Raw genomic sequence first — 17,123 nt, 5'->3', positions numbered from 1 at the left:
ACAGCAGAACCGACGGGGAGAATGCCGTTTCCTCCAGCATCGACTTTCGCCGGGCCTACCCAGCGAGCAAGCGAGCAGCGGGGAATCTTTCGGGCGCAACCTCTGCCCAATCATCCTGGAAAGGCACCCTTTTGCGGCCGCTGCGGCTGGCCACCCGCCGCTGACGAGCCACACACATTTCCCGGCAACTCCACATTCAAACGCTCGTTTAAGAGAAAACGCCCCACGCCAACCCGCATCGAGCAGGTGGCGTTTTTCTTTTTTTGGTAGATCGCTGGAATCCGTTCCCCGCCCCATTTACATCGCGAACATCCATTCGTAGAATAGAGGAAGAAGAAGGGGATGAGTATATGATCGGAAAAAAGAGCCTGACGGACATCCTTGAACAGTTTTTGCAAGATGAGCGCTTCAAAGACCATATCGTCCACTGGCACACGATTCCGCCGCGCGAAGCGAAAACGGTGCCGTTTCCCGAGGAGTTGGACGACCGGATTCGCCATACGTTGACCAAGCGGGGCATTTCCTCGCTGTATACGCATCAAGCGACCGCCTTCCGCCATGCGCGTGAGGGACGCCATCTGGTCGCCGTCACGCCGACCGCTTCCGGCAAAAGCATGTGCTACCATCTCCCCGTGCTCCAGTCCATTGCGGAAGACACGCAGTCGCGCGCCCTCTATCTGTTCCCGACGAAGGCGCTCGCGCAGGACCAAAAATCAGAGCTGCACGAATTGATCACCGAGACGGGACTGCCGATCAAATCGGAAACGTATGACGGCGATACCCCGGCCAACATCAGACAGATGGTGCGCAAGGCGGGCAATATCGTCATCACCAACCCCGACATGCTGCACTCCGCCATTTTGCCGCACCATACGAAATGGGTATCGTTTTTTGAGCATCTCCAGTACATCGTGATCGATGAGCTGCATACATACCGCGGGGTTTTTGGCAGTCATGTCGCCAACGTGATTCGCCGTCTCAAGCGAATCTGCGCTTACTACGGCAGCACGCCGCAATTCATCTGCACCTCCGCCACGATCGCCAATCCGCGCGAGCTGGCGAGCCAGCTGACCGAGGAGCCGATGGAGCTGGTCGACAACAACGGCGCGCCGACTGGCAAAAAGCACTTTTTGTTCTACAACCCGCCGATCGTCAACCGCCAGCTGAACATTCGCCGCAGCGCCACACTGGAAGCGCGGGACATCGCCTCCGCCTTTCTGACCAACGGCATCCAGACGATTTTGTTTGCGCGCAGCCGCGTCCGCGTGGAAATCCTCCTCACCTATTTGCAGGAGCTGATCAAGCGCAAGCTCGGCCCGAAAAGCATTCAAGGCTATCGCGGCGGCTACCTCCCCAGCCAGCGGCGGGAAATCGAGCGCGGCTTGCGCCAGGGCGACATCATGGGCGTTGTGAGCACGAATGCGCTGGAGCTTGGTGTCGACATCGGACAGCTGCAGGCGTGCGTCATCACCGGTTATCCCGGCTCGGTCGCCAGCACCTGGCAGCAGGCGGGACGGGCAGGGCGTCGGCAAGGCGAATCCGCTGTCGTCATGGTCGGCAGCTCTTCCCCGCTCGATCAGTATGTGATCCAGCATCCCGAATATTTCTTTGACCGCAGCCCGGAATCGGCGCGAATCAATCCCGACAACCTGATCATTCTGGTCGACCACATCAAGTGCGCTGCCTATGAGCTGCCGTTTCAAGAAGGCGACCGGTTCGGTCAGGCAGAAATTTTGGAGATTCTCGAGTTTTTGACCGAGGAGCAAATTTTGCATCATTCCAAAGGCAAATGGTTTTGGATGAACGATTCGTTCCCGGCGCACAACATCAGCCTGCGCTCGGCCTCGCAGGAAAACGTCGTGATCGTCGACATTACCGAACGAGGCAACGAGCGCGTCATCGGAGAAATGGACCGGTTCAGTTCGCTTACCCTTTTGCATGATGAAGCGATCTATTTGCACCAAGGGGTTCAATACCAGGTGGAAAAATTGGATTACGAGGAGAAAAAAGCGTTCGTGCGCGAGGTCCAGGTCGACTACTATACCGATGCCAACCTCGCCGTGTCGCTGAAGGTGCTTGAAGAAGACAACGCCCGCCAGCAAGGGACTGCGCAGCTGGCCTATGGCGAGGTTTCCGTCCACGCGATGGCCACGATCTTCAAGAAAATCAAATTCGAGACGCACGAAAATATCGGCTCAGGCCCGATCCACCTGCCGGAAGAAGAGCTGCATACCAATGCGGCGTGGATCAGCTTTCCCGAGACGCTTCTCGACGAGCTGGGACAAGAGGACGTGGAGCGCGGCCTGATCGGTCTGGCGCACGTTCTTCAACACACGGCACCGCTTTTGGTCATGTGCGACCCTGCCGACCTGCACGTCATCGCCCAGCGCAAAGCCGTTCATTCCGGCCAGCCGTCCATTTTCCTGTACGACCGCTATCCTGGCGGCATCGGGCTTTCCGAACAGGTATACAAAGAAATGGACACGATCCTCGGCCAAGCCGAAGGGCTGATCTCGTCATGCGCGTGCGCTTCCGGCTGCCCTTCCTGCATCGGCGGGATGGAGCACGGCGTGAAAGAGCTTGCCCTCTCCTTGGTGCGCACCGCGCGAGGAGGCCATCATTATGTCTCTTAAAAGCAAGCTGAACCGGCTCAAGCCGCATTTGACACGGGAAGCCGGACAAAAACCGGTAGCGGGGGGCGCGGCGTTGCATGGAGTCGGGGATGCTGGCGAGCAGCTGGCTGAACCGTCGAAAACGTCTGAACAGCCAGACGCGCCGTCCATCTCTGCCGCTTCTCCCATCACCGTCCCTTTTGCCGACAAATGGGACGCCCTGCAATCCACGCCCTACGGCGACCAAGAGGATTACGTGATGGTCCGCGAAGTGCGTTATCCGCAGGCGAAATGGCACGGTCGCTACAGCTTTGACCAGCTGCATGAAGTGCTTGACGCCTGGAGCGACTCCGGTCTGTCCCACCCTTTGTCCGGCGCCGCTACCGGGGCCGAACAGCTGCTGTTTTTCGATACCGAGACAACGGGCTTAAACGGCGGGACGGGCAACACGATCTTTTTGCTCGGGTACAGCCGCATTGAACAGGATGAGGTCGTAGTGAAGCAGCATTTTTTGGCGAGCCCCCATTCGGAAGCAACGCTGTACCAATCTTTTTTGGATGATGTGCGCGGTGCCACCCATCTCGTCACGTACAACGGCAAATCGTTTGACTGGCCGCAGGTAAAGACGCGCCATACGCTGGTGCGCGACGAAGTTCCCGCGCTGCCGGCATTCGGCCACTTTGACCTGCTGCACGGCTCGCGCAGGCTGTGGCGGCGCGATCTGGAGTCGTGCCGTCTGGCGATCATCGAGCAGGAGAAGCTCGGGGTCAAGCGGACCAACGACTTGCCCGGCTATCTCGCGCCGATCGCCTATTTTGACTATCTTCACGTGTATGATCCCGGGCCGATCGAAGGCGTCCTGCATCACAACGAGTGGGACGTGCTCTCGCTGATCACGCTCTATATCCACATTTCCAAGCTTTTGCTGGAATACAAGCGCGAGACGCCTTCCCTGGATGAGCTGTTCGAAATCGCCCGCTGGTACGACACGCTCGGCTGCGACCGCGAAGCCATGCACGGGTACGCGCAGATCGCCAAAAGCGACCATCCGCTGCAAGGCAGAGCGCGGCTGGCACTGGGGCTCCTGTACAAAAAGCACCGCGATTACGGGCGGGCGCTCGCCATATGGGAATCGTGTTTGAAAAGCCCGGGCCATATCGCCGAGGAGCTGTATATCGAACTCGCCAAGCTTTGCGAGCATCAGTTCAAGGATTATGAAAAAGCGCTGCATTACACCCGACACGCATTTGCCCACTGGCAAAGGAAAACCGCCCTGCTGCGCAGCAAGCCTCGGGCAGAGCTTGCCGCCTATCGAAAGCGGCTGGAGCGGCTCGAGAAAAAGGCAGGCGATTCGGCTGCCCCGGGATTTTTCGCCGAACCTTAGCCGCACCAAATGAAAACAGCCGATCGAGACACATAATCCGATCGGCTGTTTCTTTTATTCCGCAAACGAGAGCAGCAGCGAATGCTGGCATGCCGTATTCAAATCGCGCCACGCCTGATTGAGCGGCGTCTCCTCCAACATCGCCTGCAGCCCCAGAGAAGGCAGCAGCCCGTTCGCGCACGTCAGAGCCGCCCGGGCGGTCTCCTTGCACTGGCGCGACACTTCCTGCTCCACTCCCTCCGGCAGGGTCCCCTCTTTCACCTGCACATCCCACGAATGATCGACTTGCGTGAAGAACGCCTGCGCTGACTGTTCAAACAGCATTTCCGCTTCCCTGATCCTGTCCATCACAACCGATGCGCGCTGCGGATTGGTCGTTTGCCATCCGGCACTGCTCCGCTCGACCAACTGTTTGGCCTCCTCCAAGAAGCGGCGGCAAATCCCGACGCCTACAGCCGCAAAAGATGCCTGGGCAAACGGAATGAACGGATAACGATAAAGCGGCTCATCCGTATACGCGAGCGGTTCAACCAGGGTAAACGTCCGCTCATGCGGCACAAAAGCGTCCTTCACTACCATCGTGTTGCTCTCTGTCGCCTTGAGCCCCACCGCGTTCCAATCGTGCACGATCGTCACCTGATCCGGCCGCAGCGCCACGGCGCGAATGTGCGGCTCTTGCCCCGGTTCGTCCGCTTCGATCATACAGTTGGCGGTGAAGACGGTCGCGTAGCTCGAACCGCTGCAATATTTCCACGTACCGTTTACGATATATCCGCCTTCCACCGGCTTCGCTGTCCCCGACGGATGACCGCTTCCCGCTACCACCGCCTCTTTCGCCGCAAACAGCGACTCCCGCGCTTCCTTTGGCAAAAACGGCACGAAAAAACCGCCGCCCGAACCGATCGTGACGACCCAACCCAAGCTGCCGTCCATCCATGACGTGCGTGCAAAAATGCGCACCGCCTCAGGCAGCGAGACCATCCGCCCGCCCAGCTCCTCCGGCACGAACAGCTTGAACCATTTTTGCTCATAAATCAGTTCCAACACTTGCGGCTGCAGCCGTTTTGTTTTTTCAGTCCGCAGCGCTTCGTCTCGTATCGCCTGTATCATCTGTTCTGTCAAACGTTCCATGTCCGCTACCCTCAATTTTTCGCCCGATTGCCCGCACGTCGCTTTGCCACACGGACACCCGTCGTTTTCTTCTTATGATAGTCCTGCTCTTCTCCCCTGTCCAGAAAGCCACGTATCGCTTTCGCGAGCGCAAAAAAAGAACTGCTCCACCGATGCAAGGCAGTTCTTTTCACCGCTCGATCCCGCCTCATTTACTCGATGAGCGGAGTCGTTTGCAGCGTTTCGATAAATTTACGAATCGAGCTGGTCATATGCGAATCTTTGCGCCGGATGAAAACGGTCGAGATCATCCGGTGCTCCTCAGGGATTGCATGGCAAAACAGCAGCCCGTTTTGCTCCATGTAGCGAACGGTCGACCGTGGAACGATGGAAATGCCCAATCCTGCTGCCACACTGCCGATGATCGTCTCGAAGCTGGCGAATTCCATCACCTGCTTGGGCAAAATCCCTTCCCGGCGAAACCAGCTGCCCAGTTTGGCACGATAGCCGCATCCTTTGTTGAACAGCAAAAGCGGCGTATGTGTCAGCTCTTCCATCGTAAGCGTCTCGCGTTTGGACACGACCACCAGCTCCTCGCTGCACTCCATGTATTGCTCGATCAGCGGATGCCTGATCGGTCCCGAAATGAAGGCGCCGTCCAGCTTGTAGTCCAACACATCCTTGATCAGCTGCTCGGTCACGCCCGCTTTCAGCGACAGATCGACGCCCGGGTATTGCTGATGGTAGGCCGACAGGATGCGCGGCAGCCAATTGACGATCTCGACCGTGCCGATCTCCAGCACGCCCGTCGGCGTCTCCGCGTCTTGGAAGGCACGCTTCAATTCCTCCACGCTGGCCATGACCTTGGCCGCATATTCGATCAGCTTTTTCCCCTCAGCGGTCAGCGTCATCCCGCGTCGATGGCGGTAAAACAGCGAGGTGCCGAGTTCCGTTTCCAGATGCTTGATTCTTGCGGTCACATTGGACTGCACGTAGTTCAATTCCTCTGCCGCCTTGCTTACGCTGCCGTGAAACGCCACTCGCTGAAAAACGGTCAAATCGTTCAATTCCATCCACGTTTCCTCCAGGTGTTATGTGCTATCATTTTAAATGATCGATAAGTTTCTTTTCAATCATTTTACTAACAACTTCCTATCCTTTACGATGTGTAAGGGCATGGAGACGCCGGGTTTTACCGGTTCCGAATGCCGGAACAAAATATTTCGCAACAAGATGCTGCCAAAGGATGCAAGGAGGAAGTTTTTCGTGGGTAAGAATGGTGTAGTGGTTGGAGGGCTTTTTTGTTTGATTGCAAGCATGTCGTGGGGAGCGATGTTTCCTGTGGCAGAAGGAGCTTTCCAACGGATTGATCCGATTTATTTTTCATTCTTTCGCTATTTCATCGGCAGCCTGCTGCTTGCCGTGATTTTATTGATGAAAGAAGGCAAAAGCGCCTTTCGGCTGGAAGGAAAGGGCAAAAGCCTTGTTTTTTTCGGAAGCATGGCGTTTACCGTCTACAACCTGCTCGTCTTTTTGGGCCAAAGCTCGCTGCCGGGGACAGGCACAATCATCGCCTCGCTTATGGAAGCCATGATGCCGATGATTTCCGTGCTCGTCTTCTGGATGTATAAACGCAAAACGCCAAACCGTTTCACCATGATCAGCATGCTGGTCTCGTTTGCAGGCGCGCTGCTCGTCATCACCAAAGGCGACCTTCATTTTCTCTTGATGGCAAAATCCAGCTTGCTTCCGGTCGGCGTGATTTTTGCCGGCGTCGTCGGCTGGGTGATCTACACGATGGGCGGGAATCATTTTCCCACCTGGTCCGCATTGCGTTATTCCACACTCAGCTGCCTTTTTGGTACGGTCGTCTCACTGATCGTCGTGTCGGCGGCAACCGCGCTCGGCTTCCTGTCGTTTCCGGCGCTTTCAACGATTTTTTCGGTCAAATATGAGCTTGCCTTCATGGTGCTTCTGCCAGGGATCGCCGCGCTGCTCTGCTGGAACGCGGGAATCAGGCTGCTCACACCGCCCAACGGCATTTTGTTCATCAATTTCGTGCCGTTGACGACGTTGGCGATTCTCGTTTTTCAGGGCTACCATATTACGATGGTAGAGGTCATGGGCACCTTCTTGGTCATTGCGGCCCTGCTGTTCAACAACCTGTCCCAGCGCAGAAGCCAGCAAAAAAAATCGGTCAAATTGGTCAAGGCTCTATCGTAAAACAACTTGATTCACAGCCAAAACGCCTCGTGGTGCTTACTCAACTGCGAGGCGATTTTCTGCTGTTCACGAATCACGGCCCGCTCATCTTGACGGAGCAATCCTGACACAGTAAAATCCCCTGTCCATCTCGCGAACAGGGGATTCGTCTGCTTGCTTATTTTTTCTTGGCCGGAATCATGACCGCCGCTTCCGCAAATTTCGCATCTTTTTTCAGATAGTCGATGGCTTCTTCGGTTGTCATGTTTTTGGATTTGGCGATTTCGGCAAGGGAGCCGTCCTTCTCCATTTTGGCAAGCAGCTCATCCGCCGTCAGCCCCTGGCTCTTCGCCGCGTCTTCCAGACTCAGGCTTACGGTGACAGCGGCCATCTTTGCCAAATCCTCGTTACCTTTCAAGACAATCGCAGCCATTTGACCCTTCCCTTCTGCCGCATCGACCGTGTTTACAGCCGGGATCGAACGGGTGATTTTGACCATGGCTGTTTTATCGTCGGCATGATTGCCGGCAGCGATATCGCTTGTTTTGATCGTCACCGTTTTGGTGAAAGGAACGGCGGTTCCCGTTTCATCCTTGTCCCCGTTGCCGCCATCTTTATCTGCTTCTGCAAGCTTCGCGATCGTCATTTTCATCGCCGCAGTTTTGCCGTCTGGCGAAATTTCCTTCGCGTCGCCTTCCTTGCCGTCAACGATTTGAGCGGGGAGTATGGCAAACGCTTCAACCACTTTCCCTTCTTCTTTCAAATAATTCTTCATCTCTTCAAGGGACAGAGCTTTCATTTTTGCAAGCTGTGCGAGCAACCCGTCTTTTTCCATCTGCTCCAGCAGCTCGTCTACGGTTACGCCTTGTTCTTTTGCGAACTCCTCGAAGCTTATCGCTTGCGGTGCCTTTATCACTTGTGCCGCAACCAGCGTTTTTGCCGGAATTGTTTCTTTTTGCGCGACAGGCTCTGCGGCGAATGCTGAGGTTGCCATTGCGGATACTGCCAAAACTGCTGCTGCCATTGTTATTTTCTTTTTCATCGAACGTTCCTCCTTCGTATTGATCGCTGTGCGATGTTTGCAATTCCAAGATGTTCGCCGTTTCCACTGCTTGTCGGATCGGCTACACGTATACTGTACGAAACGGATGTGACGGCAAAATGACGATGGGCAAAAATTAGAAAACCTGGCTACGCGAAGCTTTTTGGCGTAGCCGCGGTTGCACTTATACTGGATAAGAATTTTATAAATTCTTATCTGTATAAAAAAATGCCAAGCAGCTCATGTGCTTGGCAATCTCAGGCGGAACACCGTTCCTTGTTCCGATGTGCGCAGCAGGAACAGTTCCCCGCCGTTGGCATGGGCGAGCAGACGACAGAGCGGCAGCCCCAATCCAAGGCCGTGCTTTTTCTTCCGTTTGCTGTCCCCCCGGTAATAGCGTTCAAAAATATAGGGCACTTCCGACTCTTTGATGCCATTCCCGTTGTCGGTTACATCAATGACGACACCACCCTCCGCCCTGCTCGCGGCAAGTGTAATCTCAGTCGCCCCTGCCGCTGTGCTGTTCGTCAGCAAATTGATCAAAATCTGCTTGAGCTGCCCGCTATCCCCGATCACGACAAGGGCGTCATCAGTCAACTCGGCTTTGATTTGTGCGGACGCGAATGCCGGCAAGGAACGAAGCGGCGAAATGGCGCTCTCGATCAGCTCGCTTGCCAAAAGCTCTTTCCGGTCTCCCTGGATCACGCCTGCTTCCAGCGACGAGAAATCGAGCAAATCCTCGACCATTTTCTGCATCCGCTTGGCTTCCTCAAGCGTTGTCTGCAAAAATTCATCCGCCCTCGCGCCGGTCACAACCCCGCCTTGCACGGCTTGCACCATGCCGCGAATCGAGGTAACCGGCGTCCGCAGCTCATGGGACACGCCCGCCAGCAAATCGGTGCGCATTTGCTCCAGCTGCTTCAGCCGCTTGGTCATGACATCGAAGGAGGCGACCAGCTGCCTCAGCTCGGCTTCTTTCACATCGTTAATCATCGGCAGAGTCGGCGAATAATCGCCTTCCGCAATCTGGATCGCAGCGCCCGCCAGCTGCCGCAGCGGGCTTGTCAGCTTCCGTGACAGCAGGTAGATCACAATCCAGCCGCCAAATGTGATCCCGACGATGATCAGTGCCAGCATGACATAGGTCTGGTTCATTTTCACGGTATTTTCCTCAGGCGGCGCGCTCAAATACAGCGCTCCGGTGATCACATCATTCTCGCTGAGCGGTACACCGACGCGCAGCCATGTCTCGTCGTTCACCTTGATTTTTTCCCGGACCGACTGCCCTTGCGCCAGCACAGCGGGATCGGCGGACGTCTTGATTACTTCCATCGGCACGGCCATGCTGCTGCGGCTGTTAATCGTTGCGATTTCCTTGTCATGCATGTCAAAAATTTGCATGAAATCATCGTATTTCTCGATCGGGCGGGCGATTTCCAGCGGAACCATCGTAGCTGTTGCCATCGCGGCTTTCGCAGGCACCGTCGTGGCTGCCGTGCTGACGGCGATCGCCTTTTGCAGCTGGAACTGACGGACGATTTTGACCTGAACATTTGTCGCGCGCATATAGGAATCCCCCAATTGCTCGGCTCGTGCCTGCAGCACCGAGAACCGCTGCTGGTCATCGTTTATCTGAATCCACATGCCTGCCAACAGCCCGAGGCTCACCAGCGTGACCAGCAAAATCAAGGCATAGCGCCATGTCCAAAACTGCAGCAACGGAATGGTTTTTTCATGGCTGCGCGGTCTAAACATGGAGCTTGTACCCTGTGCCCCGCACCGTGAGGATTTCGCCTTCGCTGGCCGGCCATTTTTGCAGGCTTTGACGAAGGCGCTTGATCGCTGCATCCACCGCGCGGTCACCGCCTTCATAATCCATTCCCCATACTTGATCGAGCAGCTGCTCCCGCGTGAAGCATTGGTTCGGATGCTTCGCCATAAAGGCGAGGACGGCCCAGTCCCGCGGTGCCAATACCAGCTGCTGGTCATACAGCGACGCGGTGCGCGCCGTCAAATCAATAACCAAATGCCCCATGCGGATCACCGCGTTATCCTCCAAATAGGCGGAGCGCCGCAGGACAGCGTGTACCCGCGCCACCACCTCGTCCGGGTCAAACGGCTTCGAAATGTAGTCGTCAGCCCCCTGCCCAAGCCCCTGCAGGCGGTCGGGAACGCTCCCCCTCGCCGTCAAAATGATCACCGGGCAGCTCCCGTACTGCCGCACTTGCTGGAGAATCTCCAACCCGTCGTGATCCGGCAGCATCAAGTCAAGCAGCACCAAATCGGGCCGACAGTTCAAATACACATCCAACACGTTTCCTTCTCCTATATCCCATGTCACCTCGTACTGCGCGCGCTCCAAATAAGCGGTCAGCAGCTGGGCGATCGGCATTTCGTCTTCGATCAAAAGCACACGTTTCACCGTTACCTTCCTTTCCTCTCCGTACTCCCGCAAGCTACCAGAGACCAGGGGATGGCAGTCTATCATCTCACTATAGATTGGCGATGTGACTAGAAGATGACGAAAAAAAGAGAGCGCTCTGCTCTCTTTTCATCATAGCAAAATGATAGCTTCCACTTCCGCTGTTATTTTTACCAAATGCGCGTGTACGGCGAGACCCTTTCGCTCGGAAAAAACATGCCGTCAGCCTATCAATCTGTTGCATCGCTTGGCGCTCCATTCTGGTCGGGCTCCTGCAAGATTCGTTAAAGCCCGATGCCAAACAGCCGAAGCTCTTCCTGATCATCGGCCAGCCGAATCCGTCCTTCTTCCTGCATCCCAAGCTTTTGCAGCAGTCCGGCTGAGGCGTGGTTGTCGATGGATGTGATCGCGACGATCCGCCGCAAGCCAAACGCCTCTTTTCCGTAAGCCAAAACAGCAGCGGCGGACTCGTAGGCATATCCTTTTGCCCGATAGGCAGGGAGAAAAGCGAAGCCGATGTCCACGTCCGGAAGCGAATCCCGCTTGATCAAGCCGCACATGCCAATCGGCGCACCGTTTTCCCCAAGCTCCACCGCATACAGCCCGAAGCCGGTTTGCTCATACATCTTCATTGGCCCATCCAAAATATAGTTCCGCGCATCCTCAAGCGTCCGGACTCCCTTGTCACCGATGAATCGAATCCAGGCAGGATCGTTCACCAGCTCCAGAATAAATGCCGCGTCATCAAGCGTTAGCCTGCGCAGCCGCAGTCGCTCTGTCTCCAGCAAAGCCATCAGCAAGCACCTCTTTTACAAGAATCACATAACGTCCAATCAAAATCGCCACGATATGCTATGATCGTTAGAAAAGAATGAAAAGATTGGAAAGGAGCGAAGCCATGTCTGCATTCACGCCGGAAGCCGAACTTCTACTCATCATTCTATCGCTACGGCTCTTCGCCGCGAGCACCATGCGGCATCACCGGTCGACGAGCACCCAGACGATCTCGCAGTCTTCTTCCCATCGTTGTACGCCCAGTGCTGCTCCCCGGCCGGGATCAGTGTCGCCTCGCCTGCCGAAACCGTATATTCCTTGCCCCCGCTGCCTGTTTGGATGGAACCGCGGATGATATAGAAATACTCATCCTGTTCAAGCACCCCTTCCCCGGTCAACGGGACGCGTGCTTTGGGCGAGATCACCTTTGTCATAGATGCGATCCAGGCCCTGTACCCCCTGTCAGAATTAAAACCATTTTCTGATTTTTGTATCATGAAATAATATTATTCATATACTGTATTTTTGTAAAGAATTATTTTCTTTTACTGCAATAAGTTTTATATAACAACATTTTTTCGTGCTCATTTGTAAAATAAAACAAGAGAGCTGCTCAGCTCTCCTGCCTTGGCTTCTCCCTCACTCACATTGTTGCTTTTGCCGCCTGATACCGTTTGAAATCCCGCGTCATGTAAGCGAGCTTTTTCTCTACCATCTGCGTTACCATCTCTTCGTCAAAATCAAGGATTTCATCGATATGCTGGTCCAGCGTTTCCTTGAACTCGACCAACCAGTACGGCTTGCTGTCATCTTTGTGCGCCAGCAAATCGTCCGCAAACGCCTCTGCGACCACCCGGATGCTCGGCGTTTTCAGCCATTGCTCCACATGAAAACGGGATGGGGTGTAATCAAAGCGGAAGTCGCGTCCCGGAACCTGCTCCCAGAAAGCTGCCCACTCCCGGATCAAGCCCAGCTCGTAAAAAAGGAATTTGAAAAACCCGCACAGCCATCCTGTGCAGCTCGTATTCCGCAGCTGGCAGCCGACCCCGTTGCGCAAAAACTCGCAGCCTTCACAGCACGAGCCGCCATGGGCGATGCACACCCGACAAATCGCATCCGTGCCGACCCCGGCGAGATATTTCAAGCCCAGCTCGATCACTTCCTGCTTTGATGTGCGATACGGATACGTTTTGTTGTCTTCAGAGTCGGCTTCTCCGACTACGGAGGGAACGAAACGTTCAATTCCTGTCTGCATGCACTCCATCCTCCCCCTGCACATTTATTTATGAATATTTGATTATTTGAATATAATAATAGAATAACAGTCTCAGACTATTTTACAACTTACCTCCCCCATGTGGTATCCTACTTGTATAGTCAAATCTTCATATTTTGAGGGGATTAGATAAATGAATCGTGAAATCCAACAGTTTAAGGCTGAATTTTTCAAAGCATTGGCACATCCCATGCGGATTCGGATTCTTGAAGTATTGTCCGAAGGCGATCGGAATGTGAATGAGCTGCAGGCGATCTTGGGTACCGAAGGCTCAGCCGTCTCCCAACAGCTTGCCGTCCTCCGCAACAAAAACGTGGTAAATGGAACAAAGGAAGGCACTTCCGTCATCTACTCCCTCCGCGATCCCCTGATCAAAGACCTGCTCGTCGTGGCCAAACAGATTTTTGACAATCATCTGGTTGATGCCATCTCCCTATTGGAAAATATCCGCAACGAACGCGATTGAATCATACGAGCCAACACAGATACCGGATAGGAATTCAAGGCAATTCCTATCTGCACACCACAGGACCTTTCATACTGAAAACGTCCTCTTTTTTTGTTTGCAGGATGCTGTCGTAGTCCAGGCACCGATAATTGTTCATTGACAGACAGAAATAGCGGTTGTATATTCCCTATATATTCAAATAATCAAATATACAAAGAAAAAGAAGGGTTAGAAATGAAGCTGTGGGAACGATTCGCTGGATACAACGCTGCTTTTTTTCGCCGTGATCTCACATCTGGATTGATTGTCGGAGTTATCGCCATTCCTTTGGGGATGGCTTTTGCCATTGCCTCCGGCGTCAGTCCGCAGTACGGCATCTACACGACCATTGTCGCCGGCTTTCTGATTTCGCTTTTTGGCGGCTCGCGGTTCCAGATTGGCGGCCCGACCGGAGCCTTCGTTCCAATCCTGTTCGCCATCGTGGCGCAATACGGTTATGAAAACCTGCTCGTTGCCGGTCTCTTGGCCGGGGTACTTTTGGTGCTGATGGGACTGTTTCGGCTCGGCGCCCTCATCAAATTCATTCCTCGCCCCGTCACGATCGGCTTCACCGCCGGTATTGCCGTTATCATTTTCAGCGGGCAAATCGCCAACTTTTTGGGACTGTCACACTTGCCAAAACATGAGGACTTCCTCTCCAACATGGGCGAGATCGGCACCCATCTTGCTGCAACCAATCCGTACAGCGTCGCGACAGCTCTCATTTGCCTGGCCGCGATTCTGCTTACGCCCAAATACATGCCAAAGGTTCCTGGCTCCTTGGTCGGCCTGGTGCTGTCGAGCTTGATCGCCAGCTTCTTCTTTGCCGGAAAAGTGGCGACGATCGGCTCGACCTATGGGGCGATCTCCAGCTCTTTGCCGGCTTTCCATTTCCCTTCCGTCACCTTTGAACAAATCAAATTGATGATCCATCCGGCGATTGTCATCGCGCTTTTGGGCGGGATCGAATCGCTGCTCTCCGCAGTCGTCGCCGATGGCATGACCGGAACGCGGCACCATAGCAACCGCGAGCTGATCGGGCAAGGCATCGCCAATATCGTCGCCCCGTTGTTCGGCGGCATCCCCGCCACAGGTGCAATCGCCCGCACCGCCACCAACATCAAGACGGGAGCGGCAAGCCCTGTGTCCGGCATGGTCCACAGTCTGGTCGTCCTTTGCGTCCTCCTGCTTTGCGCCCCGCTCGCCTCGGCGATCCCGCTGGCCAGCATGGCGCCGATCCTGATGGTGGTCGCCTGGAACATGAGCGAGCGCAAGGAATTCGCCCACGTGCTGAAAACGCGGACGAGCGACTCAGCGGTGCTTTTGCTCACGTTCTCGCTAACGGTTTTGACCGACCTGACCACAGCCGTGGAGGTGGGGATGGTGCTCGCCGTCATCCTGTTCGTCAAACGGATGAGCGATCTGCTGACTGTGGCAAAAGTTTTGCCCGACCCTACGGTCACCCATGAAAAAATGCTTCCGCATATGGTCCGCGACGGCCACGATTGCCCGCAGATCGCCGTCTTCACGGTGGAAGGAGCCTTGTTTTTCGGGGCGGCATCCATTTTTGAGCAGCGGATTTTGGATACGCTCCATCAGCATCCCGGCATTTTGCTCCTGCGGATGGGGAAAGTGCCTTTCATGGACACGACCGGCGCCGCCAATCTCTCAAGCGTCGTGAACGATTTCCAGCGCCGTGGCGGAATCGTGCTCATTTCCGGCTTGCAGCCGCAGCCACGGGACATGATGAAGCGGACAGGACTGGCGCGCAAAATCGGCGAGGAACGTTTTTTTGCGCATACCGGCGAGGCGCTGTCCAGCGCGCTGGCACTGCTCGATCAACAAAAATGCATCGGCTGCAAACATTTTGCCTTTCGTGAATGCGCCGCGCTCTGTGTGCCCGACTCGCACAAGCGTCTGCTGACGCGCAGCGAGTAACCATCGCCGCAAAGAAAAAAGACGGTCTGCCGCCCGGGCAAATCGTCTTTTCGCGTTGAACATCGATCTTATGGTTGTGTCTCTTGTACCGGCTTGCCGGTGGTGGCGTCGATCCAATAAAAACCCGTTTTCCACTTTTGCTGATAAATCAACTGCGGTGCGGGCGCACGTTGGCCATCGTATTGCTCCCAGTAATACACAAGCTGCACATCAAGGTCTTTTAGGAAATGCTCCTTCGCCTGAGCCGCGCTGACGATCTTTTCAGGATCGGGCAGCGCCATGTCATCGTCAAGCGGACGGAGGGTCAGTTCGACGATCGCGCCCGTCCGCTTGTCGACGCCGACTTGATAGGATTCATCCGACACGTCGACGCCGTTGCGTTTGGCCTGGAACCAAAAGGAATACTCACGCTGCTCCTCTTGTTTCAGCTTGCTTTTGTCAACCCACTCCGGGACCCGTTCTTCCGCAGGTTCCATGACCAGCTTGAGTTCTTCCAGCGCAGGGTCGAGATAAGGCAGCAGCGTCTCGATCGCCTTCTTCTTCGCTTCGGCCGCGTCGATGCTTCTGGTTGCAGCCGATTCGTCCGGCACATTGAGATTGAAATCGATCAGACGATCGCTTTTCGCATCGGTGATCAGGCTCACCGTGGTAAAGTCATGCTTTCCGCCGGATTCGTTGGACCAATGATACGCTTTGATTTGCTGCAATCCTTCACTGATGTTTTCCTTGTGATCGTCATAATCGAAAGACGCTTTGCTGACATCGATGCCGAACTGCGACTTGATCCAGCTTTCCGCCTCTTGACGCGTGCTGATTTTGGTGTTCGTTCCCTTCCCTTTTCCTTTTACAGGGATGATTTCTTCTGCGGCGGCCTGTTCGTCTCCGACCGCTTCGCCCGTAAGCGCATCGATCCAGCGATCGGGGGTGGCGACATAGACCAGCAGCGGCTTTCGTTCCGTCGGCTTCCCATCCTGACCTTTGGCGATCGGATAATCGAGCGAGTACATCAGCTCCGTTTGCAGCTTGTCCTGCAACCGTTTCGCCGCTTCCCCTTTGGCGATCGCTTTTTTCGGGTCCGGCCACTTTGCTTGGGCCTGATCAACCATGGAAAAAGCCTCGTACCGGATAATATGCCCCGCAGCGTCCACGGAAACAGAGAGCGAATCGCCGATCAGCGGAATGTCATTGATGAGCATTTGATAGCGAACGGTAGAACGCGCCCATTCTCGCTTGTTGCCTTTTTCATCACTCATCCCCGCTTTGCCTCTGCCCAGCGACTCAGTTGCCTTCCATCGCTTTGCCTCCGCACCGAAAAAAGACTGGAGAAAACCATCCGCGGCAGCCCGGGCTGCCTGTTCATCCGGATACTCGGCGGAAGCCCAGTCCGGATGGCGGATATCAAAGTAAAGAACACGGCCGGTTTGCGCATCCAGCTCGACACGAGCGGAAACATCTGCCCCTCGCTCTTTGCTGCCGCCAGCTTCCGGCTTGCTGGTCAGCGTCACTTCCCAGATCGGGAACGGGTAAAGGTACCGATCGTTTTCCTCATAACGTTTATCCTCGATACGCAGCTCCTTTAACACCGGAACGGCTGCTGCAAGTCGGTCGAGCGACTTCTGCAGCTCCTGGGAAAATTCATGGCCCTGATCCTGCTTTACTTTTTTGATCGACGACTCCGGCTGGACGGCCCACGCAGGCGATGAGGTCAGCAAGCACGCCGCGGCAAGCGTCAGAACGGTTTGGCTGATTCGTTTCATTCTATCCCCCCACAACTTCTTCTCGGTAACGCACCAAAATGTAAGACGGATGAGGGGTGGACAGGGTAACAGTATATTCCAGTTTTTCTAGCAATCTAGCAAATTTGAGGGAGGCAACC

General features: G+C 55.0%; 14 protein-coding genes. 5 read left to right on the top strand and 9 right to left on the bottom strand.

The genetic code is table 11. The features are described 5' to 3' along the window. The first annotated feature begins 350 nt into the window (after window positions 1-350). Together ACTID9_RS02280 and ACTID9_RS02275 are read left to right on the top strand one after the other, a co-directional pair. Window positions 351-2,633: a DEAD/DEAH box helicase gene (locus ACTID9_RS02280; RefSeq protein WP_441069650.1), complete on the top strand. Its 2,283-nt coding sequence runs from the start codon at window positions 351-353 to the stop codon at window positions 2,631-2,633. Continuing rightward, window positions 2,623-3,996 (top strand): ribonuclease H-like domain-containing protein, encoded by a 1,374-nt coding sequence (locus ACTID9_RS02275; protein WP_441069649.1) that lies wholly within the window; start codon window positions 2,623-2,625, stop codon window positions 3,994-3,996. The genes ACTID9_RS02280 and ACTID9_RS02275 overlap by 11 nt, the downstream gene beginning before the upstream one ends. 54 nt (window positions 3,997-4,050) lie before the next feature. On the opposite strand, the gene ACTID9_RS02270 is transcribed toward ACTID9_RS02275, so the two are convergent. Together ACTID9_RS02270 and ACTID9_RS02265 are read right to left on the bottom strand one after the other, a co-directional pair. Next, complete coding sequence (locus ACTID9_RS02270) at window positions 4,051-5,127, bottom strand: acyl-CoA dehydrogenase (protein ID WP_441069648.1); 1,077 nt, start codon at window positions 5,125-5,127, stop codon at window positions 4,051-4,053. 191 nt (window positions 5,128-5,318) lie between these two features. Continuing rightward, window positions 5,319-6,179, bottom strand: a complete 861-nt coding sequence (locus ACTID9_RS02265; RefSeq protein ID WP_441069647.1) for a LysR family transcriptional regulator — start codon at window positions 6,177-6,179, stop codon at window positions 5,319-5,321. A 160-nt stretch (window positions 6,180-6,339) separates the two neighbouring features. On the opposite strand from ACTID9_RS02265, the gene ACTID9_RS02260 reads away from it, so the two are divergent. Continuing rightward, window positions 6,340-7,329 carry a DMT family transporter gene (locus ACTID9_RS02260; RefSeq protein ID WP_441072362.1) on the top strand — a complete coding sequence of 330 codons (990 nt, stop codon included), beginning with the start codon at window positions 6,340-6,342 and terminating at the stop codon, window positions 7,327-7,329. A gap of 157 nt (window positions 7,330-7,486) precedes the next feature. On the opposite strand, the gene ACTID9_RS02255 is transcribed toward ACTID9_RS02260, so the two are convergent. From ACTID9_RS02255 to ACTID9_RS02230, 6 genes are all read right to left on the bottom strand, one after another. Further along, on the bottom strand, window positions 7,487-8,350 hold the full coding sequence (locus ACTID9_RS02255) for a hypothetical protein (protein WP_441069646.1): 864 nt from the start codon (window positions 8,348-8,350) through the stop codon (window positions 7,487-7,489). Window positions 8,351-8,590: 240 nt separating this feature from the next. Beyond that, complete coding sequence (locus ACTID9_RS02250; RefSeq protein WP_441069645.1) at window positions 8,591-10,105, bottom strand: HAMP domain-containing sensor histidine kinase; 1,515 nt, start codon at window positions 10,103-10,105, stop codon at window positions 8,591-8,593. Further along, window positions 10,098-10,772 carry a response regulator transcription factor gene (locus ACTID9_RS02245; protein WP_441069644.1) on the bottom strand — a complete coding sequence of 225 codons (675 nt, stop codon included), beginning with the start codon at window positions 10,770-10,772 and terminating at the stop codon, window positions 10,098-10,100. Before ACTID9_RS02245 ends, ACTID9_RS02250 begins: the two co-directional genes overlap by 8 nt. 284 nt (window positions 10,773-11,056) lie before the next feature. After that, window positions 11,057-11,566, bottom strand: a complete 510-nt coding sequence (locus tag ACTID9_RS02240) for a GNAT family N-acetyltransferase (protein ID WP_441069643.1) — start codon at window positions 11,564-11,566, stop codon at window positions 11,057-11,059. 141 nt (window positions 11,567-11,707) lie between these two features. Next, the gene (locus ACTID9_RS02235; protein ID WP_441069642.1) at window positions 11,708-11,980 is read right to left on the bottom strand and encodes a cupin domain-containing protein; all 273 of its coding nucleotides are present in this window, start codon (window positions 11,978-11,980) and stop codon (window positions 11,708-11,710) included. A gap of 209 nt (window positions 11,981-12,189) precedes the next feature. Continuing rightward, on the bottom strand, window positions 12,190-12,801 hold the full coding sequence (locus ACTID9_RS02230; protein WP_441069641.1) for a hypothetical protein: 612 nt from the start codon (window positions 12,799-12,801) through the stop codon (window positions 12,190-12,192). Window positions 12,802-12,955: 154 nt separating this feature from the next. Between ACTID9_RS02230 and ACTID9_RS02225 the strand changes: the two genes are divergently transcribed. Continuing rightward, window positions 12,956-13,288, top strand: a complete 333-nt coding sequence (locus ACTID9_RS02225; RefSeq protein WP_441069640.1) for an ArsR/SmtB family transcription factor — start codon at window positions 12,956-12,958, stop codon at window positions 13,286-13,288. A 216-nt stretch (window positions 13,289-13,504) separates the two neighbouring features. Beyond that, a complete protein-coding gene (locus ACTID9_RS02220; RefSeq protein ID WP_441069639.1) occupies window positions 13,505-15,247 on the top strand; it encodes a SulP family inorganic anion transporter in 1,743 nt (580 codons plus the stop codon). A gap of 68 nt (window positions 15,248-15,315) precedes the next feature. On the opposite strand, the gene ACTID9_RS02215 is transcribed toward ACTID9_RS02220, so the two are convergent. Further along, a complete protein-coding gene (locus ACTID9_RS02215) occupies window positions 15,316-17,004 on the bottom strand; it encodes a YcdB/YcdC domain-containing protein (protein WP_441069638.1) in 1,689 nt (562 codons plus the stop codon). Window positions 17,005-17,123: the final 119 nt, after the last annotated feature.

The sequence above is a fragment of the Brevibacillus fluminis genome (assembly GCF_052072235.1).
Lineage (GTDB): Bacteria > Bacillota > Bacilli > Brevibacillales > Brevibacillaceae > Brevibacillus_D > Brevibacillus_D fluminis_A.
This window is presented reverse-complemented; position numbering and strand designations above follow the sequence as displayed.

What these genes read in the sequence shown, in the direction of transcription:
- ACTID9_RS02260 (WP_441072362.1), top strand. Translation starts at nt 6,340, where the DNA reads ATGCTGCCAAAGGATGCAAGGAGGAAGTTTTTCGTGGGTAAGAATGGT.
- ACTID9_RS02275 (WP_441069649.1), top strand. Translation starts at nt 2,623, where the DNA reads ATGTCTCTTAAAAGCAAGCTGAACCGGCTCAAGCCGCATTTGACACGG.
- ACTID9_RS02220 (WP_441069639.1), top strand. Translation starts at nt 13,505, where the DNA reads ATGAAGCTGTGGGAACGATTCGCTGGATACAACGCTGCTTTTTTTCGC.
- ACTID9_RS02265 (WP_441069647.1), bottom strand. Translation starts at nt 6,179, where the DNA reads ATGGAATTGAACGATTTGACCGTTTTTCAGCGAGTGGCGTTTCACGGC.
- ACTID9_RS02250 (WP_441069645.1), bottom strand. Translation starts at nt 10,105, where the DNA reads ATGTTTAGACCGCGCAGCCATGAAAAAACCATTCCGTTGCTGCAGTTT.
- ACTID9_RS02270 (WP_441069648.1), bottom strand. Translation starts at nt 5,127, where the DNA reads ATGGAACGTTTGACAGAACAGATGATACAGGCGATACGAGACGAAGCG.
- ACTID9_RS02280 (WP_441069650.1), top strand. Translation starts at nt 351, where the DNA reads ATGATCGGAAAAAAGAGCCTGACGGACATCCTTGAACAGTTTTTGCAA.
- ACTID9_RS02235 (WP_441069642.1), bottom strand. Translation starts at nt 11,980, where the DNA reads ATGACAAAGGTGATCTCGCCCAAAGCACGCGTCCCGTTGACCGGGGAA.
- ACTID9_RS02215 (WP_441069638.1), bottom strand. Translation starts at nt 17,004, where the DNA reads ATGAAACGAATCAGCCAAACCGTTCTGACGCTTGCCGCGGCGTGCTTG.
- ACTID9_RS02240 (WP_441069643.1), bottom strand. Translation starts at nt 11,566, where the DNA reads ATGGCTTTGCTGGAGACAGAGCGACTGCGGCTGCGCAGGCTAACGCTT.
- ACTID9_RS02255 (WP_441069646.1), bottom strand. Translation starts at nt 8,350, where the DNA reads ATGAAAAAGAAAATAACAATGGCAGCAGCAGTTTTGGCAGTATCCGCA.
- ACTID9_RS02230 (WP_441069641.1), bottom strand. Translation starts at nt 12,801, where the DNA reads ATGCAGACAGGAATTGAACGTTTCGTTCCCTCCGTAGTCGGAGAAGCC.
- ACTID9_RS02225 (WP_441069640.1), top strand. Translation starts at nt 12,956, where the DNA reads ATGAATCGTGAAATCCAACAGTTTAAGGCTGAATTTTTCAAAGCATTG.